We start from the raw sequence: 21,454 nt of genomic DNA, 5'->3' as shown, positions 1-21,454 counted from the left end.
CGGCCGACGGACCAAGGAACGAGGACGGCATGGACGCGAAGACGGCGAAGAAGATCAAGCTCCTTCAGGCGCTCATCGACCACCCGCGCACCGGGGACAACGAGCGCGAGGCCGCCCGGCTCATGCTCGGCCGGCTGCTCACCAAGGCGGGCGAAGCCCACGGCATCACCCCCGAGCAGGCGGCCGGCGGCTGGACGGACCGCCGCACCTACGGCGCCAAGTACGACCGCAACCTGTCCACGGTCCAGATCGCCGCCCTGGTCCGGGCGCAGATCAAGCTCGCACGCAAGCTGGCCAAGCAGTCCGCTGGCGAGGACGGTGCGGTCAAGCTGCCCGACCCCATCGGAGACGCGCCGGCGGAGATCAAGTTCAGCGTGCGCAGCGAGCGGTTCGCGGGCGGGTCGTCCATCGACATCAGCATCCTGAACGAGCCGAAGGGCTGGGCCTGGGAGATTCGGGAGCAGCACGGATACCCGATGGAGATGGCCACCCCCGCGATGCGCGCCCTCGTCGACGAGCTGGCGGGTCTGCTGCGCGCCTACAACTACGACGGCAGCGACATCACGACGGACTACTTCGACGTCAACTTTTACGGATCTGTGTACGCCAAGGGCGGCCGGGTCATGGCCTGCGCCTGAACCCTCCGGGCCCTGCACCACCCTGCACCACCCTGACCACAGACCAAGGAACGAGGAACCGACCATGCCGGAGACCACCGCTACGATCCCCCAGCCGACCGACTGGCGGGAGCACACCCGGTGCAGCCACGGCCTGACGGACACCGCAGGCTACGTGGTGACCTTCACCCACTTCGACCCGGCCACCGGCAAGACGACGTTCGAGGACATCGAGTACGTGGACGGGGCGACGAACTACGCCCGTGCCCTGGAGATCGTGCGGGGTGCCCGCGCGGTCATCTCCCGGGGCATCGAGGACGCGACCTACGCGGTGATCCACGACGTCTACGCCGACGGCCACCGCCCGGTCTGACGGCCCGTCTCGGGAGCCCCGGTTGGCGATACCGGGGCCCTGTACCACCCTGACCACGGAACCAAGGAACGAGGAAGACCATGACCGACACGCAGCAGCTCCCGCAGTCCGCCGTCCCGGCAGCGCTGGACCGGGGCCACCTCTACAGCCCGACCCTGGCCCTGACCCGCTACGCCCTGGACCCCGGCGTCGGCTACGACTACCGGCCCGGGGAGTTGTTCGAGCCGATGCCCGAGGCGCCGCGCGGGGACGGCGAGGCGTTCGCCCGCTGGTGGCGGAGCGCGGCGCTGGTCGAATCGCCCGACTTCCTCGGCCTGCGCACCGGCGACACGGTCACCCTGCACAGCCTCCAGGGCGACCACTTCCCGGCCACGGTCGTGGCCACCTGCCGGCACCACGCGTCCGTCCGCTACCCGGCCTCCGAGTGGTCGTCGGAGCCGTACGTGCAGACGTACGTGACCCACCGCAACGCCGAGGGCCAGTGGTACTGACGGCCCTCGAGCCCCGGCCCGGTGTGGGCCGGGGCTTCGTCGTTCCCGGGGTTGCCCGGCCGCCGGATCGATGCTTTAATTAATTCATCGGGACGGACAGCCGGACCGACAGACCAAGGAACGAGGAACCGACCATGCTGAAGACCTCCCGCCTCCGCCGCCGGATCGTCGCCGAGCGCGCCGCCGCCACCCGCTTCGCCCGCTCCCTGGTCAAGGGCCGCAGCCTGGCGACGCACGCGGTCGCCGCCGGCGTGGAGGACGCCGAGACGGTCAAGGGCGTGGCGAACGGCCTGCGCTCGGTGGCCAAGCGGCTCGGGATGGCCCCGGCCAAGGTCGCCCGCACCCACCGCACCACCGACGGCCGCGCCGGCCGGCTGCGCAAGGTGAACCACTTCACCACCGCGCAGGTCGGCGTCCTGCTCCGCAACTACAAGCCGCGTAAGGCGGAGTTCAAGGCGGCCGTGGTGCTCATGCTCGCCGCCAACGGCGCCCCGGTCACCGTCCGCCAGACGGTCCGCCCCGTCCGCGAGCTGGTCAACGCCTGACCGACCGTCCACCCCGGGGCCGTCGACGGCGGCCCCGGTCCGAAGCAGAGAGGAAGTCTCATGAAGCGCTCCAAGCGGATCCAGTTCCACACTGAGGAAGCTGCCGCGCTCCGCAACACCGCCGCTCTCGCCCCGGGAACGCCGGGTAGTCGGCAGTGCCTGGCTGAGGCCCGCGACCACGACTCCCTGGCCGAGGCCGCCCGAGTCGGGGATTACCCGCATCCGTCCGAGCACATCACCGGCACTGATGCCTGATCTGAGCCCCACGTGGACGTCATCTGCACCATGTCGGTGGCGCCCCGAGGCGGCTCAGCCCGAGCGCCCGACCAAGGAATGAGGAACCGTCATGGCAGTCGTGTTCAGCACCCCCGCCGGAGGCCGGCGAGGATCCCGGCCCGCCGACGAGAAGGCGGCGGAGATCCGGGCGGCCGGCGGGCAGGCGCGGGTGAAGATGGACCCGCGCACCGACACGTTCCGCGTGCACGTCCCGGACGAGGACTGAGGGAGAGACGTGGACAAGCACACCGAATACACCGAGGCGGCCTCCATTGCCGAACGGGCCGCCGACCACATCGCCCGCGTCGGCCGGACGAACGACCGGTGGGACCTGGAGCAGGAAGCAGCGGGGACGCCCCGGGCCGAGTGCCGCACGAACGTCATCGGGGCCGTCGCCACGGTGGCCCACGGGGACCCGGGCGCCCGCGTCAGCGCGGCGGAGGGGCCGGCGGACACGGCCCGCCGCGCGGTGATCCGTCACCTGGGGGTCCAGGCGTTCACGGACGACCTGACGCCCACCACAGCCGACGCCGAGCGGGCGCTGCGGGGGACCGCGTCGTCCCTGCGGAAGTCGGCGGAGGTGTTCCGGGCGCAGCTCGCCGGCGAGACCCGCCGCTGGTGCGAGGACCGAGGCCACCCGTTCGTCACGTACAACCCGTGGACGGACCGCAGCTACTGCCGGTGCGGGGTGCAGCAGGCGGCCGGCGAGCGGGAGCAGGACATGGACGCGAAGTGGGAGATGTTCCACGGCCACCCGCGCGGCGAGCGGTGCCGGTGCTACCTGCCGTCCCGCTGACCGTCGTGATGAAGCCCCGGGGTTGCCGAACCCCGGGGCTTCATGGTTTAATTAATTCATGAGCCGGACGGGCCGGCGCAGGAAGGGACCGACCATGACCGAGGACCAGCGGCGCACCGAGGGTTACGCCTGGGGCACCTTCACCCCCGGCCCCAACTGGCTGACCGTCCACGGCTCCGCTCACCGCACCGCACCGTTGACGGCGGACCCGGAGGACGCGGAGCGCCCCGGCTACGCCACCATCCACGGCGGCGAGGTGGTCCCGTGGGTGCTGGCGAAGGTCCGGCGCGAAGGCGGCCCCGCCTTCCGCGTCCTGGAGGTCGTCCGGGAACACATCCCGGAGCGAAAGGGCGCCTGACCCGCCCCACGGCCCCGTCACCCGGCGGGGCCGTCCTCTTTGACCACGGAAGGAACCGACGATGGCACGTACCTCCGCCTGGCCGTTCGGCACCGACGCCGACCAAGACGACCCGCTCACCGCACTGCGCGTCCCCGCTGTGTCCAGCTTCAACCCGGAGTGGAGGTACGTTGCCGCGTACCTGAAGCCCGCCGCCGACGGCGTTCCGGACTACCTTGCCGGCCCGCCGTTCGCCAGCAACGAGCGGCCGACCGGCCGCGAGGCGCAGATGCTCGCATCCTTCATCCGGGAGTACCTGGAGCACTGGTTCCACGAGGGCTACCGGACCCAGCTCGCCGAGCGGCCCCTGGACGTGGACAGCGGGTGCCCGACGTGGGTCTTCATCAAGTACGGCCCGGACGACTGGGGCTACCGCGTCGGCACCTGGCAGAGTGCAGCGTTCGTCCCCGAGGCGCCGGCGGCCCGGGAGCGCCTCGGGGAGCAGGCGGTCGGACCCTTGACGCTTGAGCAGGTCATGGACCGCGTCCGCACCATCACCGGCGACGAGCCGCTGCCCCGCTGGACGGAGTGGAAAGCGGAGCACCCCGACGTGTTCGGCCCGTGCCCGCGCTGCAAGGGGTCCGGCATCGACCCGGAGCACACGGCGGCCGAGAACTACGGCGATGTCGTGCGCGAACTGCCCGAGCCGTGCGCCCACTGCCAGCTCGTCAGTGCCTGACCAGCCGTCACCGAAGAACCTGTGCCCCGGGGTTGTCCACCGCCCCGGGGCACAGGTATGATTTAGCTAAATCGACTGGCCGTTAGGCCGGAGACCAAGGAACCAGGAAAGTAGGGCCCATGACCAGCTACTCCGTGGAGCGCCCGGCGCGTCGGCGGCCGGGAACCTCGCGCGTCCGCCCCGGGCCGGCCCACCTGCGCCCCGGCGAGGCGACCACCGGCCAGCCGGTGACGATCCGCACCCTGGGCGCCGACGGCGGCGAGGTGGAGTTCCCAGCCGTGTTCGTCCGCATGGACGGCAACCGCCTGCACCTGCGATGCATCCCCGTGGGCGAGGACACGAGCCGCCGCTACCGCCCCAGCCAGGTCTTCCCCCGCCGCGTCACCTACCGCCGGTGGACCGTTACGCTCAAGCACCGGGCCGTGGCGCCGGACGGCGACGGCCGCGAGCTGCTGCCCGTGCTCGTCTCCGCCCGCACGGAGCTGGAAGCGCGGTACGAGGCGGTCAAGCAGGTGCACGCCCGGTACGGCGAGAGCGCCGCCGGGCAGTTCACGCTGCACTCGGTCAAGAGGGAGGGCTGAGACATGGCCGTCGACACCCCCTCGTGCCTCGCCGCCGAGCTGGTCACCACGGGCGCCCGGCACGGTTCCCCGTCGATGCTGACGCGCCGGCTGCGCCAGGACTACGGCCTAGAGGTCACGTTCGAGGAGGCGAAGGACCTCCTGCGCCAGCTCGAAGCCGTCGGCATCGTCGGGCCCGTCGACCCTCGTAAGCACGCGCACCCCGTTTTGGTGGACCGCGATGCCGCCCTGGCCGCACTGGGGGCGGCGTCATGACGCGCTACTACGACGACGGGGACAAGGTGATGCGGCCGGCGTCAGAGCGGCTGCTACGGGACCTGGCCCGGTGCGACCGGGGCGAGGGCGTCAAAGTCCGGTACCTGTCCCGGGGCAGGTACTACTGGGACGGTTCGCGCGGGGTCTACAACCGCTCCAGCTTCCTGCCGCTGTACGCGCACGGCCTGGTGGACGACGGCGGCAACGACTCAGCGCCGGTGCGCGTCACCGAGGCCGGCCGCCGGCGCGCGGCGGAGCTCGAGGAGCAGGTCGCGCAGAAGCGGCGGCCGAAGACGAAGCCCAGCGCGGAATCGCCGGCGGCCCTGCGGGCCCTGGCCGCTCTCGCCGAGTTCGACGGCCCTGTGCTGCCCCACAGCGGCGTACCGCGAGGCGTCTGGCGCCTCGGGAGCCGGGACGGCTACGCGGCCCGGAGGGCGACGTTCTACGCCCTCGCCGAGGCCGGCTACGTCGAGATCATCCCCGGAGACTTCATGGCCCGGCGCCTCGCCGTCACCGACGCCGGCCGGGAGAGGTTGGCCCGCCGGCGCGCCTGACAACCGAACACCGCATCGATGCCCCGGGGTTGCCCTCCCCGAGGCATCGTGGTTTAATTAATTCATCGGGACGCCGGCCGCGACCGGCGCCACAGACGGGGAAGTCGGCGTCCCGGACGGACCACAGACCAAGGAACGAGGAACCGACCATGCAGACCGTGTCCTTCACCTGCCAGAGCAACACCGAGGCCGACCTGATCCGTCTCGCGGTGCGCCGGTACGGCAACTTCCTCCAGGGCGAGGGCGTCGACCTCCGCAACTACCTGCCGGCCGGGCCCGAGGGTGCCGGCTTCGGCTGGGACGCGGTGCGCCGGGCGGCCGGGGACATGCACGCCGGCTCCGTGACCCACATGCCCCGCCGGATGCTGCTCTGCATCGACGACGCCCTCCGGCCCGCGCTCGGCTGGGCGCAGTCCCGGACGGCCGTGGAGATCCTGGACCGCATCGACTCCCTCGCCCACTGAACCACCTGGCCCCGGCCACCGCGCCGGGGCCCCGTACCACTGACCACTGACCAAGGAACCGATTTTCCGCCTTCGGCCGTATGATCCGTGCGGCCGAGAGGCACCCAGGGAGGGAACCCGCCGTGACCACAGCCGACCGCATCGCAGACCCGGGCTTCATCGCCGCCATGGACCAGATCGAGGCGGCCACCAGCGAGCTGATCGGGCTGGGCGTGCCGTACGACCGGGCCGTGGCCACCGTGCAGAGCGTCTACAGCGCCGGCCTGGACCGGGGCCTGCACCTCGGCCTGCGGGACGCGGACACCCCGCCGGCCGTCTGACCGTCCAGACCAAGGAACGAGGAACCAGCCGTGGACCTGTCCCAGCTCCCCGAGGCGCCGGCGAAGCCGACCGGCGAAGACCTGCGGCCCCTGGCCACCGGCCAGGCGCACATCGACATCTACACTGCCTTCCGGCTCATCGACGAGGGCAAGGCCCGCCAGGCCGCCCACCAGCACGCCGTGCGGGCCGCACAGCTCCAGGCCGATGGTGCTCCCGTGACGACGGTGTTCAAGGCGCTCGCCTGCGCGGAGGGCGCGGCCCCGGACGACACCCGGCCGTGGCACGCGGCGCGCGTGGACGCCTGGGCCGAGGAGCACGGCATACGCGGCTGGCATCGGCGCGCGGGGCTGCGGGGACGGCCGTACATCGCGGCCGACCGGCTGCGCCTGCTCGCCGTGGACGGCGACCGGGGCCGGTACTACACGCACCACGACCGCTACGCGCACTGCCCGCCGCTGAGCCACTGGGTCATCGACCGGGACACCGGGCGCACGGTGTACCGAACCTTTGCCGGCGGCATCGCCCAGCAGTGGGTCACCGAGCACGAGACGCCGGCCGTCTGACCGCCCGGCACGAACTGATCAGGGCCCCGGGGTTGCGCACCCCGGGGCCCTATGGTTTAATTAAATCAAGGGGCCGGACGGACCGGCCGGGAACGAGGAACCGACCATGGGCAAGGGCGGAGGCCACAGCAAGGGCCAGACCAAGTCGTACGGTGTCGTGCGCGCCTGGGACGGCGGCAAGCCGTTCCGCGCGGCGCACTGGACCCTGGGATCCGCCGAGGCCGACATGCGCGAATCGCTGCGCGCCGCCAACTGGCGCGGGGCCGAACTGGACATCAGGATCATCGACCGGGCGACCGGCGAGACCGTGAAGGGGCCGCAGCGGTGCATCGTGTGCCGTGAGCGGTGGGCCACCGAGCCCAGCCGGACCGGCGACGACACCCTGTGCGGCGAGTGCGACGAGGACGAGGTGCCCGTCGGCGAGCCGACCGTGACCCGGCAGACCGCACAACCGCTGGAACACCTCAGCCTGAGCCCGGCGTACCGCGAGGCGTACGGATGGGTGCAGGAGATCAAGGACGGCGGCCTGCTTCTGGACCCGCCATACCAGCGCGGCAGCGTGTGGACGCTGGACCAGCGCATCGCCCTGGTGGAGTCCTGGCTGCGCGGCCTGCCCGCCGGCGTCGTCATCCTCTCCCACCGGGGCACCGACCGGTGGGAGGACCGCGACCCGTACGAGACCGGCCGGGGCATCTGGGCGTGCATCGACGGAAAGCAGCGGCTGACCACCGCCTGCATGTGGTTCGCAGGGGAGTTCGCCGTTCCCGCGTCCTGGCTGCCCGCCGACTACGTGGCCAGGACCGAGGACACCGAGGACGGTCCGTACGTCCGGTTCACCGGTCTCACGGACAAGGGCATGCGCTTCGTGAAGCGCCGGTGCGGGCTCATGATCGCGGAGACCAAGGACTGCGCGACCGAGGCCGACGAGGCCCGGTTCTACCTGCTCGTCAACGGCGGCGGCACGCAACAGACCGAAGCCGACATGGCCAACGCGGCCCGCGTGGCCGGGGCCTGACGCACGACGGCCGGCCGGGAGCCGCGATCCCGGTGAGGGGCCCTGTAGCTCAGTCAGGCAGAGCACCCGTAGAGCGCGAGCCTTGGTCGGTTCCCACGCGCTCCGGGAGACTCCGGTTCGAGTCCGGGCGGGCCCACCACGACCAGACCACCGACGACCACGGAAGCGAGGAACGATGACCATCGACTTTCTGCCCGACGAGTACCGAAGGGCGGTGCAGACCACGGTGGTGATCCCGGTAGAAGTGCCCTCCCGCAACGCGCTCACGGACCCGTCGAACGGCCGGGTGGTCCTCCCGGCCCGTGTCGAGATCATCCTGACGCGCTTCGAGGGGGTGCCTTCCGGTGACCGCACGAGGGCCTACGTCGCGGTCATCGGTCCGCGCCGCTTGAAGTCGGGCGCCGTCGGGAAGCCCATCGCGGTTCCCGGGTGGGAGACGGCTCGCAACGACGGTCCGCGCGGCTACGTGGACCGGCCGGCCTGGCTGACAGACGTGCTCGCCGAGAACCTGCCGGACGGATGGGACCCGGCGCTGCTGGAGCTTCCGAAGCCGACGCGCTACGGGGACTCCGGCAGCAGGCTCAACGCGCACATCCTCAACGAAGATCGGCCGGCCCCGTACGCGGCCGAGGCCGAGGCGCTGTGCGGGCAAACGCTTTACAAGGTCCTGGGCCCGACGCCGGACGGCTTGGCCGTCTGCGAACGGTGCCTCGCCGACATGCCGTGCGCCGCGTGCGGCCATCCGGAGTACGCGCACCGCGACGGGGACTCGGCGGTGCCCGGCATCTGTGTCCTGTGCGAGGACGACAGCGTGGACCACGACTACCGCCCGGCCGCCGAGCGGCCCTGACCACGGAAACGAGGAACGATGAGTGACCGACCGCCCGTCCCCGAGGGCTGGGAGTTCCGTCTGTCCCACGACCGGCGTCTGTTCGCGTTCTACGACCCGGGCAACGGGCCGTGGTTCGTGCCCGAGCCCGCCATGCGCGGCCGGTTCGTCGACAGCGCGGACATGGACGCCCTGGGCTGGTACCGGTACGTCCCGGAGCCGGACAACTCCCCCGTGTCCCTGCACCTGACCGTGCAGCGCCCGGAGCCCGGCGAGTGGCACGGCCGCCTGGATGTCGCGGAGGCCCTGGAGGCTGACGGCTGGACCGGGGACGACGACGGCCACCTGCTGCGCAAGAACGGCGCCGTATGGGCCGTGACGAGCCCCAACGACGACTCCGGGCTGACTTGTCCCAATGGGGCCGTGCTCGACTTCCCCCGCGACACCCCGGCCGTCGTCATCATCGCGGCATGCCTGGCCGCAGCCCACCCCGCAGACTGACCATGGAAACGAGGAGTGATGAGCGACAAGCCCGAAACCTGGGACGGCACCGCGCACGTCCGCTACGCCTACAGCCCCCGCCAGGGCGCCAACAGCCGGGGCGGATACCACCTGGTGCTCAACGCCCCGCTGAACAGCGGGCGCCTTCGCCGCGACGTCGGGGACGTTCTGTGCCAGCCGAACCGGGACTTCTGGGGCCTGGAGCCCCGACCTGAGGTCACGGCCGACTGCGCGGCCTGCGTCCGCCTCGCCGAGCGACACGGCATCACCACCGTCCAGACCTACCCGCTTCCGGGAGGCGGTTATGCCTGAGACCACCGCGCGAGACGCCCTCGCCCGAGCCGCAGGGGCGCTGACGCCGGCCCGCGAGGTCGGTGAACTGCTTGACGCCTACCGCGACGAGGTGCGCCAGGAAATCCTGGGCGACGCCGAGCGCGCGATGCTGCGCTACGCCGTCGGCTGCGCCCGCGAGGTCATGGACGACCGGGCCGACGAGTTCAGCGACGCCGACGTGGCGGCCCTGGAGTCGCTGCGGCGTCTCGCCAACGGCCCTGTCGTGGCGTACCGGAACTCGCACCGGCCGGGCGTGCTGCTGTGCCGTGAGCACGGCGACGGCTGGGTGGGGCTCACGCCCTTGCACGCCCACGACCTGCCCGACGGCGGCACCTGTACCCACGGAGACCCGGCGGACCCCTCCGACGTGTGCGGCCGGAACGTCCTGGCCTGACCCGCCCGGCGCGAAGCCCCGGATCCTCACGGTTCCGGGGCTTCGTCGTTTCCTCACTGCGCGAGACGGCTGATCTTAGCGGCCAGGTCGGCGACCTCCGCCACCAGCTCGCTGCCGCGCACCGGGTCGGCGGCGACCGCGTTCGGGACGACCCGGCCCCGCAGGGCCCGGTGGGCGCCGCGCAGGGCCGCCAGACCCTGCTCGAGGCGGACCAGCGCGCGGGCCTGCGCCGGGGTGTGCTCGGCCGGCGAGACGTCCTCGCCGTCGTCCTCGGCGGCCGGCGCCTGCGGCGGGGCGTAGCCGAGACGGTCCGCCGCGTCCCGCAGCGCCGCCGCCGTCACCTTCTCCCCGGCCGTCCGCACGGCGGCGAAGACCTCGCGCACGGCGGGCTCGCCGTGGGTCTCCAGCACCGGGGCGAGGAGACGCGCGTGGGACTCCACGGGTGCCGTGTCGAAAATTTTCGACATGACGAGCATGACCGGGGCGGCGTCGATGAGCTGGTACGCGCGGGTGCGGTCCATGTCCCACCGGCCGTCGATGTACTCCTCGAACGTGGCATGGGTGACCTTGTAGAGCCCGCCATCCTCGTCGCGGATGGCGCGCAGGGCGGTACCGGCCTCCACGACGAACCGGGCGCGGGCCGCCTTGAGCGTCGCCCCGGCGGTCTCCTTGGCCCGGTCGATGGCGGCCTCGAACGCGGCCAGCCGCTCTTCGGCGGTCCCCGTGACGGCGGCCGGGTCGACGGGGTGCGGGGCGAACGGATCCGCCGGGGCCGGCGTGCGGACGGCCGGGGCGGGGCTGTGGCGGGCGCGCAGCAGCGCGGTGAGGCCGTCGGAGCGGCCGGGCGCCGGGAGTTCCTTCGGGCTCACCGGGCCGCCTCCAGCACCCCGGCGAGCGTCCGGTACGCCTGCGCGTGCTCGCTCTCGGGCGCGTAGTCCACCGGTGTCCGGCCGTACCGCCACGCCTCGGTGACGACGACGGACAGCGGTACCGTGGCGAGGACCGGCAGGCCGTCCAGTTTGCCGAACTCGTCCAGGACGGACCGGGCGAGGGTGTTGACCGGCCGGCGCAGCCGGCTGACGACCAGGCCGTGCAGCTCCAGCGGCTTCACTCTCAGGTCCGCGTCCACGGAGGCGACTTGCGGCAGCAGCAGCTCCAGCGCCTTGAGACTGGAGTCCTCGGCTTCCACCGGGATGAGCACGCCGTCGGCGGCCGTGAGCGCGTTGTCGGTGAGGATGTCCAGGGACGGCGGGGGGTCGATGAGGACGTGGTCGTACAGGCCGCGCGTGTGGACGAGCAGCTTGGCCAGCCGCTGCTCGCGGGCCTTGACCTTGTCGACGTCGCGGACGGCCATGAACATCTCGAACGCGTTGGGGACGACGTCCAGTGCGCCGGCCGGCTCGGAGTGCCGGACGAGCAGGCCGTCCAGACCAGTGTGCTCGCCGACCAGCGCGCGGTAGATGTTGGCGGCGCCGGGGCCGGACGGGGCCTGCGGGACCTTGAGTCCGTCGGTGAGGTGGCCCTGGGGGTCCAGGTCGACGACGAGAACGTTGCTCCCCGCTTCGGCGAGGGCCCCGGCCACGCCGATGGTCGTTGCGGTCTTGCCGACGCCGCCCTTCTGGTTGGTGACGGCGGTGATGCGCGTGCGTGTGGTGGTCATGTCGGCGGAGCTTATCCGCCGCTTCGGGCCCGCACGGGTATTGCCCCCGCCGGAAGCCTCTGATTTAATTAAGTCATCGGATACAGACGGAAGGAACCCACGATGGACACCCCGGATCCCGAGTTCACGGAGGACGAGGAACGCCTGCTCGCCGCGACCGCGAAGAACACGGCGAGGCTGAACCTCGGTCAGCTCCAGGGCTACCGGGACGCCTACGCCCCGAGCAATCTCGCCGGTCGCACCCGCGAGGACGAACTGAGCTACGAGGCCATCCTGCGGGAACTGGCCCGGCGAGCCGGCTGACCTGAAGACCACGGACCACGGAACGAGGAAGCGATGCGGACGATCTGGACCCAGTGGGACACGGCCGACATGACGGACGCCGCCGAGATGGAGAACCGCGCGGCCCTGCGCGCCCTCGGCGTCCCGGAGCGGCGGCTGCTGGAGGTGCTGCCGTACTACGGTGCGTTCACCGACTACCACGTGCACGTCACCGCCTGCGCCGCCTGCCGCGACGACGACCGGGCCGACTGCCCCGAGGGCCGGACCCTGCTCGACGTCTCATGGATCGGCGTCGAGGAACAGCACCGCTCCGCCCTGAGCAACTAGAGAGGAACGCGAAACCGATGAGCGAAGCGACCGAGGCCGTGGGAAGGCTGATCGACGAGTGGCGGACCGCACGCGAGGCACTGGCCGAGCTGGAGCGCGCCGAGCACCCGGACATCACCGACCGGTTCGGCCGGGTGTGGACCTGGAAGACCGGGCGCGGGGACATCTACGTCCACGACGGGATGGCGTTCCCCCGGGCGTTCCTGGAGGACGACGCCGTGGGCCTGCCCTCGCAGGCCGTGCTCGACAACCCGAACTAGGGCCACCTGTGCGCCGTCTGCCTGGACGGCCGGGAGCGTAACGTTCCCGACTGTCTGCCCGAGTGGAACTGCTCGCATGTGATGCACCGGGGCTGAGAGCACCACCGACCAAGGAACGAGGAAACGGACCATGAGGAAGACCATGCGACTCGGGGCGGGCCTGCTGGCCACCGGATCCGGTACCGCCGTGGCGGCGGCCGGCGCGGCCGACTCCGGCGCAAGCGGCCTCGCCGTGGCGACCGGGCTGCTGTCCGCCGCGTGCACGGCGCTGGGCGCCGCAGCCGTCATCGTCGCCCTGGCCACGCGCACGCCGGCCGACCGGGACGAGGACTGCGAGCGGGACAGGGCCGACAAGGTCTGACGGACCGGCACGAAAGAGACAGGGCCCCGGGGTTGTCGATCCCGGGGCCCTGTGGTTTAATTAAATCATGGCCATTCGCCGACCAAGGAACAGGGAATGAGGAAAGCATGACGACCCCGACGAAGGCCCCGGCCGACGCTCAAGCCCGCTTCACCGCCACCCACCGCGAACTGTCCGACGCTTTGAAAGTCGTGGCCCTCGGCATCGCTCCGCGCCCCACCGTCCCGGTCCTGGGCGGTGTGATGGCCGAGACGCGGGACGGCGTGCTCACCCTGCGCGGGTTCGACTACGAGACCTCCGTGTCGGTCCGCGTCGACGGCGAGGCCGGCGACGACGGCCTCAGCCTGCTCCACTTCCACGGACTGCGGGACGTGCTGGCCGCGTCGGTGGCCGGCGAGAAGGCGGCCGTCGCGGCAGCTACCCGGATCACCGTGGACGGCACCGTGCTCTCCACCGACGACTTCACGGTGCCGCTGGACACGCTCAAGCCGGCCGAATACCCGGCGTTCCCGCCGGACGCGCCGGCGCAGGTCACCGTGGACGGTGCGGAGTGGTTCCGCCAGGTGGCCCGCGTCCTGCCCGCCACCGGGACCGACCTGACCTTGCCGGCGCTGACGCACGTTCACCTGCGCATCGCCGACGGGGTGCTGCGCCTGTCAGCGACCGACCGCTACCGCCTGGCCGTGGCCGAGGTGGACGCGACCGGCGACGGGGCGGTGACGGAGGCCATGGTTCCCAGCTGGCTGCTGGACAAGGTCACCAAGTTGCTGGGCAAGCACACGGGCCCGGTCACGGTCGGGGTGGACACGGGATCCGACTGGATCACGTTCACCGTCGGTCCGGTGACGATCACCACGCGCGCCACGGCGGACGCGAGCGACTTCCCGAAGGTGTGGGACATCATCCCGACGGAGGCGACGCCGCTGTCCGTCCGGGCCGACCGCGAGGCGCTGGTGCGTGCGGTGCGCAAGGCGACCGCCCTGTCCAAGGCCAAGGGCCTGTCCAAGGGGCCGCGCGTCCACCTGAAGTTCGGTCCGGACGGCATCACGGTCTCCCCGGGCATGGAGGACCCGGTGGAGCAGCCGAAGGTGCGGGGCATCGCCACCGCCGGCGAGCTGCTGGCCGGCCGCGCGCTGGACGGGCCCCTGATCGTCAACGGGCTGTTTCTGCTGGACGCCCTCGGCACGTTCGCCGGGGACACGCTGGTGCTGCACGCGCAGACGCCGACTAAGCCGTTTCTCCTCACCGACGGCGCGTCGGTCGCCGGCGACGGGTTCCGTCTCCTGCACATGCCGATCCGCGTAACGAGCTGACCGCAGGTCACGCGGAATCTGGGCCCCGGGGTTGCCGACCCCGGGACCCTATGATTTAATTAAGTCATCGGGACGGGGACGCCGGCCCGGCAGACCAAGGAATGAGGAACCGACCATGCAGCTCTCCCGCGAGGACATCATCGCCGCCGCCGAGAACATCGACCTGTACGAGGACGACTACACGATCCGCGAGGCGTACAGCGGCCGGGGTATGTACGGCGGCACCTGCTTCGCCATCGACCTGCCCGACACCGGCAAGCTGACCGAGTTCCTGGTCTCCCTCGCGCTGGGGCTGTCCGAGGACGGCCGGGGCGAGGACGCGCTGGACCTGGCCCGCAAGACCCACACCGACTCGATGGGCTTCGGCGTCGTCGCCTACTGGCCCGGCGTCGAGCTGGACGGCTGACCCGCACCGCCCCGGGGCCGTTCGGCCCCAACCCGCTCCCGTGGGATAACGGATGTCCGTCGGGCCACACGGCCCGGAGGTGCCGGATCGTGACCGGCCGGGAGCACGCCACCCCTCATGGCACCCGACCAAGGAAAGCGGGACTCATGGACGCATTCGAGATTCCCGGCAACGTCCGGGGGACCGCGCTGCGGCTCGCGCCGACCGGTGACGACGGCAAGGCCGTTCTGACCGTGTGGCACCGGGACTCCGGGGCACACAGCAGCGTGATCCTGGACCGGTCGTGGCTGCTCCCGCTGGGCGCGTGGTTCGCCGGCGAGGCGCAGCCGGTCGCCCTCGGGGACCGCCCGGGGACGCTGTACGGCCGGCACCTGGCCGTGTTCGGCGACGAGCGGGCCACCGTCTGGAGCACGCACACGTGGGCGCGGCTGGACTGCGTCCTGCCGTTCGGCACCGCCCGGGTACGGGTCGGGGCACGCGGCAGGGCCGGGGGCGTCGCCCTCATGCTCTCGTCCGAGGCGCGACAAGACATCGCCGTCCACCTGCGCCGCCTGGACGCGGAACTGACGGTCTGACCAGGCCGTTCGGCGATCCGCATGTTCTCCGGCACACTCCGTGCCGGTACGCCGTGGCCTGTCCCCCACCGGGCTGCGGCCGGCGGCGCCCCGTCCACCCACCCCCTGGACGGGGCGCCGGTACCACTGGACCAAGGAACAGGGGAGGCCCTCATGGGCACTATCACCATCACTCACACCCGAGCCGACGGCACTCTGCTGGAAGGTTCCTCCAAGGGCGACGGCGTCCTGGACCTCGCCCGGCCGTTCGGATTCCGCTGGTTCCCCTCGCTGGGGTGCCTGGGCATCACCCGCTCCCGGGACCGGGCCGCGCAGATGTGGCGCATCAACGGGGCGAAGGCGGCCCTGGAGGCGGCCGGCTGGACCGTTGAGGTCACGGTCGACGAGGGCACCGCGCGGTCGTTCGCCGAGGCGGAGGCGGAGCGGGAGCAGCGCGCCGAGGACCGCGCGGAGCGGTACGCCGAGCGGGCCGGCCGCGCGCAGGCCGCGTCGGATGCGGGCTACCGGTCGGCCCACGCCGTCGCCGAGCACATCCCGCCGGGACAGCCCGTCCTGCGCGGCCACCACTCCGAGGGCGCCCACCGCCGGGCCCTGGCGCGGATGGACTCCGGGATGCGCCGCCACATCGACGGGGGCAAGCGCGCCGAGCACAACGCGTCGCGGGCCGAGACGGCGGCCGGTTACGCCGGGCGCCGCAACGATTTGGGGCGCACCCTGCGCCGTATCGACGGTCTCGAGGCCGACCGCCGGCGCGTCGAGCGGTCCCTGTCCCGCTGCACCCCGGGGTCCGACTACGCGCGGGAGCTGGAGCGGCAGCGCGCGGAGATCGATGAGCAGCTCGCCCACTGGCGGGCCGTGGTCGAGCGGCACGAGGCGGAGGGCGCCAAGGTCTTCTCCCGGGCCGACTTCAAGCGCGGGGACTTCGTGCGGTACCGGGGGACCTGGTACGAGGTGCTGCGGGTCAACCCCAAGAGCGTGACCATCCCGCACGGCTTCAACGCCATCGGGCGGAACGTGGTGCGCAAGGGCGACGGGCCGCACCCGGACCTGACGTGGACGGCCGGGTACCACGACGGCGTCACCGGCCGGATGAGCGCCGAGGAGATGGCGGACAAGACGCGACGAGCGGCCGGGACGGCCGAAGGAGAGGGGGCACCGGAATGAGCACGGTGGAGCAGGAAGAGGAGCGCGAGCGCGCGGTGCGGTTCTGGGCGGACCGCGCGGGACGCCTGGGCGCCCTGGAGCCCTACGCAACCTCGTTCGCCCGTTCCTACGTGGACGCCGGCGCGACGGGCGACCTGGGCGAGGCGTACGACGGCTGGCTGGTCTCCCGGGGCTGGAAGACCCGGGCGCAGATGGACGCGGACGTCGCCCGCCACGCCGCCGAGGCGGAGCTGGCGCGGTCCCTGCCGTTGCGGGAGCTGGTCGCGTGGCTCGAGGCGGGCAGTCCCGTGCCGTGGCCGGGAACCGGGGCGGGCGCCCCGGACTGAAATCTTGGCCAGAACTGTGCGCTGAGTGATCTTCTGCACGGTGGGTGTGGAGGCCCCGTTCCGGGGGACCGGGACGGGGCCTCCGGCTTGCCCTGGGCAACTGCCGCGAACCGCAACGGAGTTGGGCCCATGAAGATCAAATACGTGGACGAATTGTGAAAGCCACCGTCCCTGAGCTGCGGCGCATCACAATCGGAGACACGTCTCTCACTTTATGTGCTGGTCGCATTTATGTGTGTGTGCACCCTCCACATCCCGGGTGCATACGGCAATAGTTCAGTACTGAACGTGTCCCTGCGTCCGAGGAGATCCATGGTGGTACAGAGAGCCACGAGTGGCTGGGCAGCATCGGAGGTCCGCTGGCAGGATGAGGCACTGTGCAACGGCGCCCCGCTGGAAGTGTTCGTCCCCGACAAGGAGAACCCCGAGGGCCTGGAGGAGGCGCGGGCCTACTGCAACCCGTGCCCCGTTCGGGCGACATGCCTGCGCTATGCATTGACTTACGGTCAGCGTGGGTATTGGGGTGGGACGGACACGGCCGAGCGCCGGCGTCTGCGTGCCAAGAAAGACCGGGTCAAGTGCCCGTCGTGCGAGTCCCGCAGGGTCATCAACATGGCGGGGAGCGACGACGCGCTCTGCCTGGCCTGCGGCCTGTCCTGGCTGACCAGCTCAGCCGCACAGCCCCGCCCCCGCGCCCAGGCGCGGCCGGCGGCCTGACGGCCCTCCCTGCTCGCAACAGGGAGGGCCGTCAGTAGAAGTAACGTAATGGCCGGGCGGTCCGCTCAGTGAGTGGCCGCCCGGCCTAATTAGGTGAACTTTGCCTCAGTGGCAATTCCTTCTCACGCCGCGCACACCCTGGACGCTTTCTGCACCTCGCGCGCCCTCTCCCACGCCTCCCACCACCGCCAGGCGTTGGCGGACAGCCGCAGGCCCTCGGCGACCTCGCGGCCCGCCTCCGCCCGTTCCTCGCGCAGCGACGGGGAGTCCACCAGGCGCCGCATCTCCCGGTACCAGCGCCGGGGCGTGTCGGCGAGGATGCCGGCGCCCATACGATGCAGCCGGGCGTACTCCGCCCGGGGCGAGCCCACCCACGGCACCCCGAGCGCGCTCATCTCGAGCGGCTTCAGCCACGACTTGCAGGTGTTGAACCGGGTGTCCGCCAGCGGGGCGATCCCGACGCCCAGCTCCGCCACGGCCGCCGGCCACCCGGCCGGGTCGATGCCTGTACGTCCCTGCGGGTCCCGGGTGAGACCGAACGCGGCCCCGACGCCAGTCGGGTCGCCGACGACGCGGAAGTCCGCACCCTCGGACACCAGGCGCGCGACGGCACCGCCGAGGACGGCCGGGTCGTCCGGGTGCGAGGCGAGCGCGGCCGGCCAGCCGAGGATGCCCGAGTCGGCGCGCGGCCGGCCGTAGTAGATGTCCGGCAGGTGGTTGTAGATCACGTGGCCGCGCCCGTGCCGGGCGTAGCGCTCGAGCAGCGCCGGCGTGGAAACGGTCACCAGCGTCGCCTCACGGCATGCGGCGGCGAGGTGCTGCCAGGAGTGCCGGTGGATCTGTCCCCGGCCCACGGCCCGGCCGGCGAAGCGCGGGTGCATCGACTCGTACGCGGGATTGCGTGGGTGGCACGCGGCGAGGTCGTCGTCCACGTCCACCACCACGGCGATGCCCTTGGCCCGCAGCAGCGGCACGGCCTCCGACATCCACTGGTGGGTGAGGCGCTGGAAGACCAGGACGTCCACGTCGTCCACGTCCAGGACGTCGGCGACATGGTCGTCCGGGCCGATCTTCAGCTTCAGTCCCCGGTCTACGGGCGGGCGGATCTCCACGTCGTGGCCGGCCGCCGCGAGCAGTTCAGCGGCCCAGATGATCCGGAAGTACCCGCAGCCGCCGGTGTCGGCGGGGTAGGTGACGACGCGCATTCCTCGGTTCCTCGCTCCCTGGTCCTCGCCGGGTCTACTGCCCGGCCGTCGTGCTCTCGTCCGTCCCGGCCGTCGTGCTCTCGTCCGTCCCGGCCTTGCTGCTCGTGGCCGCCCTGGCCTTGGCTGTACGGCCCGTGGACGGCCTCTTGGGCTCCGTGGCGTCCGGTGCGCCGCCGCCGTCCTGTACGGCCGCCACACGGGCCTCCAGGGCGTCCAGGCGCTCCTCCAGCGGCCGGGTGGCCTCCGCCACGGCGGCGTCGATGACGGCCCGCATGCGCGCTTCCTGCGACATGGTCCTCGTCCCTTCGGTGATCAGGCTGCGGCCCAGTACGGGCCGGACACGGTGCGGTGCAGCAGCGTGACCGGGGAGCCGTCGGGGGTGGTCACGCGGATCTCGAACCGCAGGTGGCGGTCGGCGGGTATGACCCCGGACAGCGCGAACTGGTGTCCGCCGCCGCCGCGCCGCGTGACGATCTGGTAGGCGCTCGGGGACGACCCGGAGGTGTCGGTCAGGTAGAACCGGCCCTCCACCTTCGTCTCCGGCGCGGCGGCGTCGTCCAGGGTGACGTGCACGAGGGTGTCGTGCAGCCGGGGGCCGGTGTGCAGGACGGCGTCGGTCAGGGCGAGGCCGGTCCACACACCTGACTTCAGGGCGACGTCCTTGGCGTTGGACTCGTTGAGCATCTGCGGCATGTCGTCCTCCGGGGTCGGGGTCTCGGCGGCCGGCTCGTCCGTGCCCCGGGCGAGGGTCAGCAGCCGGGCGAAGTCGATGGAGCCCGGGTCGCCGTGGAGGTTCTCCGGGACGTGCATGTGGCCGCAGACGCCCGTGAAGGTGCGCCACTGGCTGAAGGTCAGGCGGGCACTCGTCGCCCCGTAGGACGACGGGTAGGCGGGCCACTGCGAGGGGCCGGTGAGCGGCACGCCGTGCTCGGCGTTCATCCACCGGAGGAAGTCGGCCACGCCTTGCAGCGCCCACTCCGGTGCCTCGGGCCAGTAGATGTGGGCGATACCCGCCTTGGCCCACCGGGCGTGAGTGGCCGGGTCGCAGGTGCCGACGAGTTCCACCTGGCAGACGTTGGCCGTGTTCGTCTCCACCCCGCCCGGCAGGTTGAGCAGGGCGCGGGCGGAGGTGTCGATGCCGAAGTGCTGGTACCAGCGCAGCCGCTTCGCGGCGAAGTCGGGGACGGCGGTCAGGGTGGGCGCGGAGGCGCCGCCGCCGTAGCCGGGGAGGGTGGCGCCCTCGGTGGTGTGCAGGACGACGACGTTGACCTCCATCGCGGAGCCGTCGTAGTCGTCCCCGTACCAGTAGGCGGTGGAGGCGCCCGGGTAGGTCTGCGGTCCGGTCCTGGTCGTCATGGGTTCCCGTGCCTCTCGTGAGAGCCGGACGTCATGTGCGCCCCCTTGGTCTGCATATGGCCGACGAGCCACGCCTGGTAGAGCATCAGCGTCCCGAACAGGCCCGCGAGGATGCCGCGCACGGTGCGCAGGGCCTCGATGTCCCCCCGCAGCAGGGTCACGCTGATGGATATGGCCATGAACGCGGCGACGGCCAGGGCCTTGATGACGAGGAGCCGGCCGACGGCGTCCCGCCACCACCGTGCGAGCAGGCTGTAGACGGCGACGAAGGCGAGGGACCCCGCGAGGGCGAGGATGCTGCCCCAGAGGTTCACCGCCTCACCGGCCGTCATCGGAACTTGCCCCCCAGCGCATCACGGATCAATGGGGCGAAGTGGTTTCTCTCGCCCAGCCGGTGCAGGGTACGCGAGATTTCCAGAATCTCCGACGTGCGCCGGCGGGCCTCCACGAGGTCCTGTGCCAGGCGCTCGGCGGCCTCTCGGGCGACCTGGACGTCCTGGGCCGCCTGTTCGTCCTCAGGGGCGGTCTTCCGGTGTCTGCGCCAGCGCACGTCCGCCACCCCCTTCCCGGGCCATGCGGGCCGCCTCGGAGACGGCGTCCAGCACACGCTCGGTGGTCTGCGCGGTGCCCATCAGCAGGTCGAGCTGCGTCTGCTGAAGGCTGATCATTTCCTGACGGCCCTCGGCGAGGGAGCGCCAGACGTCGATCTGCCGGTCCTTGTCCGCGACGACCAGGTCCACGGTGGAGCGGGGCACCAGGGCGCCGCGCAGGACCATGAGCACGACCAGCAGCACGACGCCGCCGGCGCCGAGAGTGGGAGTGAGGAAGGTGGCGAGGCCGTCCATGTCCGGCCCGTCAGAACGGGATGACGGATATGCGGCGGTTGGTGAACGTCCCCGTGCCGCCGGTCACCCGGTACTTGCAGTTGAAGGTGTTGGTGCCCGGGGTCAGACCGGTCTCGAAGTACGCCTGGGTCGCGCGCAGGGTCTGGCCCGCCGACGCGGCGGTCAGGAACACGCTCCGGTCGTCGGTGGCGGTGGCGGAGGTCGCCCCGCTCACCTCGTAGGAGGCGTACGCGTTCTGGCCGACGGTGTTGTTGCTCAGGTTCGCGGTCAGCAGCACGATGGCGCTCACGCCGGTGGTGACGCTGACGGACGGCCCGGTGGAGGCGAGGTCCGCGTAGGCGGTGCTGGTGGTCGTGCCGGACGTGTTGAGGATGCCGACGGCCGGGATGCGTTCGGCCACGCGGTTGGTGTCCGAGGTGACGAAGATCGATCCCTGGGTCGTCGCCTTGGCGGCGGGGCATTCGTTCAGATTGTCCCGTACGTACTGATTGAACTGGGCTGCGGTGAAAACGGACCCCGCGACAGCGGTCATGGGTGCGGACCACGCCATGGTTACAACCACCCTCCAACGGGACCCCACGGATTCCTGTACCGCCTGTACCGTGTGCTCCCGTTAACCTCTATACGTAGGAGAATTCTCGTTAACCGACGCACACGGTACAGGCGGTACAGG

The 21,454-nt window shown here is 71.7% G+C and carries 38 protein-coding genes and 1 tRNA gene; 31 read left to right on the top strand and 8 right to left on the bottom strand.

The window, feature by feature from the left end:
• Positions 1 to 29: 29 nt before the first annotated feature.
• From ACH4F6_RS38035 to ACH4F6_RS37935, 21 genes are all read left to right on the top strand, one after another.
• Positions 30 to 638: a hypothetical protein gene (locus ACH4F6_RS38035; RefSeq protein ID WP_397965123.1), complete on the top strand. Its 609-nt coding sequence runs from the start codon at positions 30 to 32 to the stop codon at positions 636 to 638.
• 64 nt (positions 639 to 702) lie between these two features.
• Positions 703 to 990: a hypothetical protein gene (locus tag ACH4F6_RS38030; RefSeq protein WP_397965121.1), complete on the top strand. Its 288-nt coding sequence runs from the start codon at positions 703 to 705 to the stop codon at positions 988 to 990.
• An 80-nt stretch (positions 991 to 1,070) separates the two neighbouring features.
• Complete coding sequence (locus tag ACH4F6_RS38025) at positions 1,071 to 1,481, top strand: hypothetical protein (RefSeq protein WP_397965120.1); 411 nt, start codon at positions 1,071 to 1,073, stop codon at positions 1,479 to 1,481.
• A 134-nt stretch (positions 1,482 to 1,615) separates the two neighbouring features.
• Positions 1,616 to 2,026 carry a hypothetical protein gene (locus ACH4F6_RS38020; protein WP_397965119.1) on the top strand — a complete coding sequence of 137 codons (411 nt, stop codon included), beginning with the start codon at positions 1,616 to 1,618 and terminating at the stop codon, positions 2,024 to 2,026.
• A 60-nt stretch (positions 2,027 to 2,086) separates the two neighbouring features.
• Positions 2,087 to 2,281, top strand: a complete 195-nt coding sequence (locus tag ACH4F6_RS38015) for a hypothetical protein (RefSeq protein WP_397965118.1) — start codon at positions 2,087 to 2,089, stop codon at positions 2,279 to 2,281.
• Between the two features lie 91 nt (positions 2,282 to 2,372).
• Positions 2,373 to 2,528: a hypothetical protein gene (locus ACH4F6_RS38010; RefSeq protein WP_397965117.1), complete on the top strand. Its 156-nt coding sequence runs from the start codon at positions 2,373 to 2,375 to the stop codon at positions 2,526 to 2,528.
• A 9-nt stretch (positions 2,529 to 2,537) separates the two neighbouring features.
• Positions 2,538 to 3,098 (top strand): hypothetical protein, encoded by a 561-nt coding sequence (locus ACH4F6_RS38005; protein WP_397965116.1) that lies wholly within the window; start codon positions 2,538 to 2,540, stop codon positions 3,096 to 3,098.
• Positions 3,099 to 3,192: 94 nt separating this feature from the next.
• Positions 3,193 to 3,456 (top strand): hypothetical protein, encoded by a 264-nt coding sequence (locus ACH4F6_RS38000; RefSeq protein ID WP_397965114.1) that lies wholly within the window; start codon positions 3,193 to 3,195, stop codon positions 3,454 to 3,456.
• A 61-nt stretch (positions 3,457 to 3,517) separates the two neighbouring features.
• On the top strand, positions 3,518 to 4,174 hold the full coding sequence (locus ACH4F6_RS37995; protein WP_397965113.1) for a hypothetical protein: 657 nt from the start codon (positions 3,518 to 3,520) through the stop codon (positions 4,172 to 4,174).
• 119 nt (positions 4,175 to 4,293) lie between these two features.
• A complete protein-coding gene (locus tag ACH4F6_RS37990; RefSeq protein WP_397965112.1) occupies positions 4,294 to 4,755 on the top strand; it encodes a hypothetical protein in 462 nt (153 codons plus the stop codon).
• Positions 4,756 to 4,758: 3 nt separating this feature from the next.
• A complete protein-coding gene (locus ACH4F6_RS37985) occupies positions 4,759 to 5,010 on the top strand; it encodes a hypothetical protein (protein ID WP_397965111.1) in 252 nt (83 codons plus the stop codon).
• Positions 5,007 to 5,564: a hypothetical protein gene (locus ACH4F6_RS37980; protein ID WP_397965109.1), complete on the top strand. Its 558-nt coding sequence runs from the start codon at positions 5,007 to 5,009 to the stop codon at positions 5,562 to 5,564. Before ACH4F6_RS37985 ends, ACH4F6_RS37980 begins: the two co-directional genes overlap by 4 nt.
• Positions 5,565 to 5,713: 149 nt before the next feature.
• Positions 5,714 to 6,028, top strand: a complete 315-nt coding sequence (locus ACH4F6_RS37975; protein ID WP_397965108.1) for a hypothetical protein — start codon at positions 5,714 to 5,716, stop codon at positions 6,026 to 6,028.
• A 122-nt stretch (positions 6,029 to 6,150) separates the two neighbouring features.
• Positions 6,151 to 6,348, top strand: a complete 198-nt coding sequence (locus ACH4F6_RS37970; protein ID WP_397965106.1) for a hypothetical protein — start codon at positions 6,151 to 6,153, stop codon at positions 6,346 to 6,348.
• A gap of 30 nt (positions 6,349 to 6,378) precedes the next feature.
• The gene (locus ACH4F6_RS37965) at positions 6,379 to 6,912 is read left to right on the top strand and encodes a hypothetical protein (protein WP_397965105.1); all 534 of its coding nucleotides are present in this window, start codon (positions 6,379 to 6,381) and stop codon (positions 6,910 to 6,912) included.
• A 106-nt stretch (positions 6,913 to 7,018) separates the two neighbouring features.
• Complete coding sequence (locus tag ACH4F6_RS37960) at positions 7,019 to 7,927, top strand: DUF262 domain-containing protein (RefSeq protein ID WP_397965104.1); 909 nt, start codon at positions 7,019 to 7,021, stop codon at positions 7,925 to 7,927.
• Positions 7,928 to 7,964: 37 nt separating this feature from the next.
• Positions 7,965 to 8,066, top strand: a tRNA-OTHER gene (locus tag ACH4F6_RS37955).
• A gap of 36 nt (positions 8,067 to 8,102) precedes the next feature.
• Positions 8,103 to 8,777, top strand: a complete 675-nt coding sequence (locus ACH4F6_RS37950; protein WP_397965103.1) for a hypothetical protein — start codon at positions 8,103 to 8,105, stop codon at positions 8,775 to 8,777.
• 18 nt (positions 8,778 to 8,795) lie between these two features.
• On the top strand, positions 8,796 to 9,257 hold the full coding sequence (locus ACH4F6_RS37945) for a hypothetical protein (protein ID WP_397965101.1): 462 nt from the start codon (positions 8,796 to 8,798) through the stop codon (positions 9,255 to 9,257).
• A gap of 18 nt (positions 9,258 to 9,275) precedes the next feature.
• Positions 9,276 to 9,569 (top strand): hypothetical protein, encoded by a 294-nt coding sequence (locus ACH4F6_RS37940; RefSeq protein WP_397965100.1) that lies wholly within the window; start codon positions 9,276 to 9,278, stop codon positions 9,567 to 9,569.
• The gene (locus ACH4F6_RS37935; protein ID WP_397965099.1) at positions 9,562 to 9,984 is read left to right on the top strand and encodes a hypothetical protein; all 423 of its coding nucleotides are present in this window, start codon (positions 9,562 to 9,564) and stop codon (positions 9,982 to 9,984) included. Before ACH4F6_RS37940 ends, ACH4F6_RS37935 begins: the two co-directional genes overlap by 8 nt.
• 53 nt (positions 9,985 to 10,037) lie before the next feature.
• On the opposite strand, the gene ACH4F6_RS37930 is transcribed toward ACH4F6_RS37935, so the two are convergent.
• Positions 10,038 to 10,853, bottom strand: a complete 816-nt coding sequence (locus ACH4F6_RS37930) for a hypothetical protein (protein ID WP_397965098.1) — start codon at positions 10,851 to 10,853, stop codon at positions 10,038 to 10,040.
• Positions 10,850 to 11,644 carry a ParA family protein gene (locus ACH4F6_RS37925; RefSeq protein WP_397965097.1) on the bottom strand — a complete coding sequence of 265 codons (795 nt, stop codon included), beginning with the start codon at positions 11,642 to 11,644 and terminating at the stop codon, positions 10,850 to 10,852. The genes ACH4F6_RS37930 and ACH4F6_RS37925 overlap by 4 nt, the downstream gene beginning before the upstream one ends.
• Positions 11,645 to 11,746: 102 nt before the next feature.
• Between ACH4F6_RS37925 and ACH4F6_RS37920 the strand changes: the two genes are divergently transcribed.
• The 10 genes from ACH4F6_RS37920 (at position 11,747) to ACH4F6_RS37875 (ending at position 17,375) form a co-directional block, all read left to right on the top strand.
• Complete coding sequence (locus ACH4F6_RS37920) at positions 11,747 to 11,947, top strand: hypothetical protein (RefSeq protein ID WP_397965096.1); 201 nt, start codon at positions 11,747 to 11,749, stop codon at positions 11,945 to 11,947.
• A 33-nt stretch (positions 11,948 to 11,980) separates the two neighbouring features.
• Entirely contained in the window at positions 11,981 to 12,253 is a 273-nt protein-coding gene (locus ACH4F6_RS37915; RefSeq protein ID WP_397965094.1) for a hypothetical protein, read from the top strand.
• A 17-nt stretch (positions 12,254 to 12,270) separates the two neighbouring features.
• On the top strand, positions 12,271 to 12,513 hold the full coding sequence (locus ACH4F6_RS37910) for a hypothetical protein (protein WP_397965092.1): 243 nt from the start codon (positions 12,271 to 12,273) through the stop codon (positions 12,511 to 12,513).
• A gap of 130 nt (positions 12,514 to 12,643) precedes the next feature.
• Positions 12,644 to 12,874, top strand: coding sequence for a hypothetical protein (locus tag ACH4F6_RS37905; RefSeq protein ID WP_397965091.1), 231 nt, complete (start codon positions 12,644 to 12,646; stop codon positions 12,872 to 12,874).
• 107 nt (positions 12,875 to 12,981) lie between these two features.
• Positions 12,982 to 14,187, top strand: coding sequence for a hypothetical protein (locus tag ACH4F6_RS37900; protein ID WP_397965089.1), 1,206 nt, complete (start codon positions 12,982 to 12,984; stop codon positions 14,185 to 14,187).
• 115 nt (positions 14,188 to 14,302) lie between these two features.
• Complete coding sequence (locus ACH4F6_RS37895; protein ID WP_397965088.1) at positions 14,303 to 14,593, top strand: hypothetical protein; 291 nt, start codon at positions 14,303 to 14,305, stop codon at positions 14,591 to 14,593.
• Positions 14,594 to 14,739: 146 nt separating this feature from the next.
• Positions 14,740 to 15,168 carry a hypothetical protein gene (locus tag ACH4F6_RS37890; protein ID WP_397965087.1) on the top strand — a complete coding sequence of 143 codons (429 nt, stop codon included), beginning with the start codon at positions 14,740 to 14,742 and terminating at the stop codon, positions 15,166 to 15,168.
• 153 nt (positions 15,169 to 15,321) lie between these two features.
• Positions 15,322 to 16,332 carry a DUF3560 domain-containing protein gene (locus ACH4F6_RS37885; RefSeq protein WP_397965085.1) on the top strand — a complete coding sequence of 337 codons (1,011 nt, stop codon included), beginning with the start codon at positions 15,322 to 15,324 and terminating at the stop codon, positions 16,330 to 16,332.
• Positions 16,329 to 16,658 (top strand): hypothetical protein, encoded by a 330-nt coding sequence (locus ACH4F6_RS37880; RefSeq protein WP_397965084.1) that lies wholly within the window; start codon positions 16,329 to 16,331, stop codon positions 16,656 to 16,658. The genes ACH4F6_RS37885 and ACH4F6_RS37880 overlap by 4 nt, the downstream gene beginning before the upstream one ends.
• 312 nt (positions 16,659 to 16,970) lie before the next feature.
• Entirely contained in the window at positions 16,971 to 17,375 is a 405-nt protein-coding gene (locus tag ACH4F6_RS37875) for a WhiB family transcriptional regulator (RefSeq protein WP_397965082.1), read from the top strand.
• A gap of 122 nt (positions 17,376 to 17,497) precedes the next feature.
• Here ACH4F6_RS37875 and ACH4F6_RS37870 read toward each other — a convergent pair whose 3' ends face one another.
• The 6 genes from ACH4F6_RS37870 to ACH4F6_RS37845 form a co-directional block, all read right to left on the bottom strand.
• The gene (locus ACH4F6_RS37870; RefSeq protein WP_397965081.1) at positions 17,498 to 18,580 is read right to left on the bottom strand and encodes a hypothetical protein; all 1,083 of its coding nucleotides are present in this window, start codon (positions 18,578 to 18,580) and stop codon (positions 17,498 to 17,500) included.
• 34 nt (positions 18,581 to 18,614) lie between these two features.
• Positions 18,615 to 18,872 carry a hypothetical protein gene (locus ACH4F6_RS37865; protein WP_397965079.1) on the bottom strand — a complete coding sequence of 86 codons (258 nt, stop codon included), beginning with the start codon at positions 18,870 to 18,872 and terminating at the stop codon, positions 18,615 to 18,617.
• 20 nt (positions 18,873 to 18,892) lie between these two features.
• A complete protein-coding gene (locus tag ACH4F6_RS37860) occupies positions 18,893 to 19,936 on the bottom strand; it encodes a hypothetical protein (protein ID WP_397965077.1) in 1,044 nt (347 codons plus the stop codon).
• Complete coding sequence (locus tag ACH4F6_RS37855; RefSeq protein WP_397965076.1) at positions 19,933 to 20,268, bottom strand: hypothetical protein; 336 nt, start codon at positions 20,266 to 20,268, stop codon at positions 19,933 to 19,935. The genes ACH4F6_RS37860 and ACH4F6_RS37855 overlap by 4 nt, the downstream gene beginning before the upstream one ends.
• Before the next feature lie 183 nt (positions 20,269 to 20,451).
• Positions 20,452 to 20,781, bottom strand: coding sequence for a hypothetical protein (locus tag ACH4F6_RS37850; RefSeq protein ID WP_397965074.1), 330 nt, complete (start codon positions 20,779 to 20,781; stop codon positions 20,452 to 20,454).
• A 10-nt stretch (positions 20,782 to 20,791) separates the two neighbouring features.
• Positions 20,792 to 21,313: a hypothetical protein gene (locus ACH4F6_RS37845; protein WP_397965072.1), complete on the bottom strand. Its 522-nt coding sequence runs from the start codon at positions 21,311 to 21,313 to the stop codon at positions 20,792 to 20,794.
• Between the last annotated feature and the right edge of the window lie 141 nt (positions 21,314 to 21,454).

The organism is Streptomyces sp. NPDC017936 (genome assembly GCF_044328485.1).
Classification (GTDB): domain Bacteria; phylum Actinomycetota; class Actinomycetes; order Streptomycetales; family Streptomycetaceae; genus Streptomyces.
The sequence above is the reverse complement of the archived record's forward strand: the minus strand, read 5'-3'. Positions and strand labels throughout refer to the sequence as shown.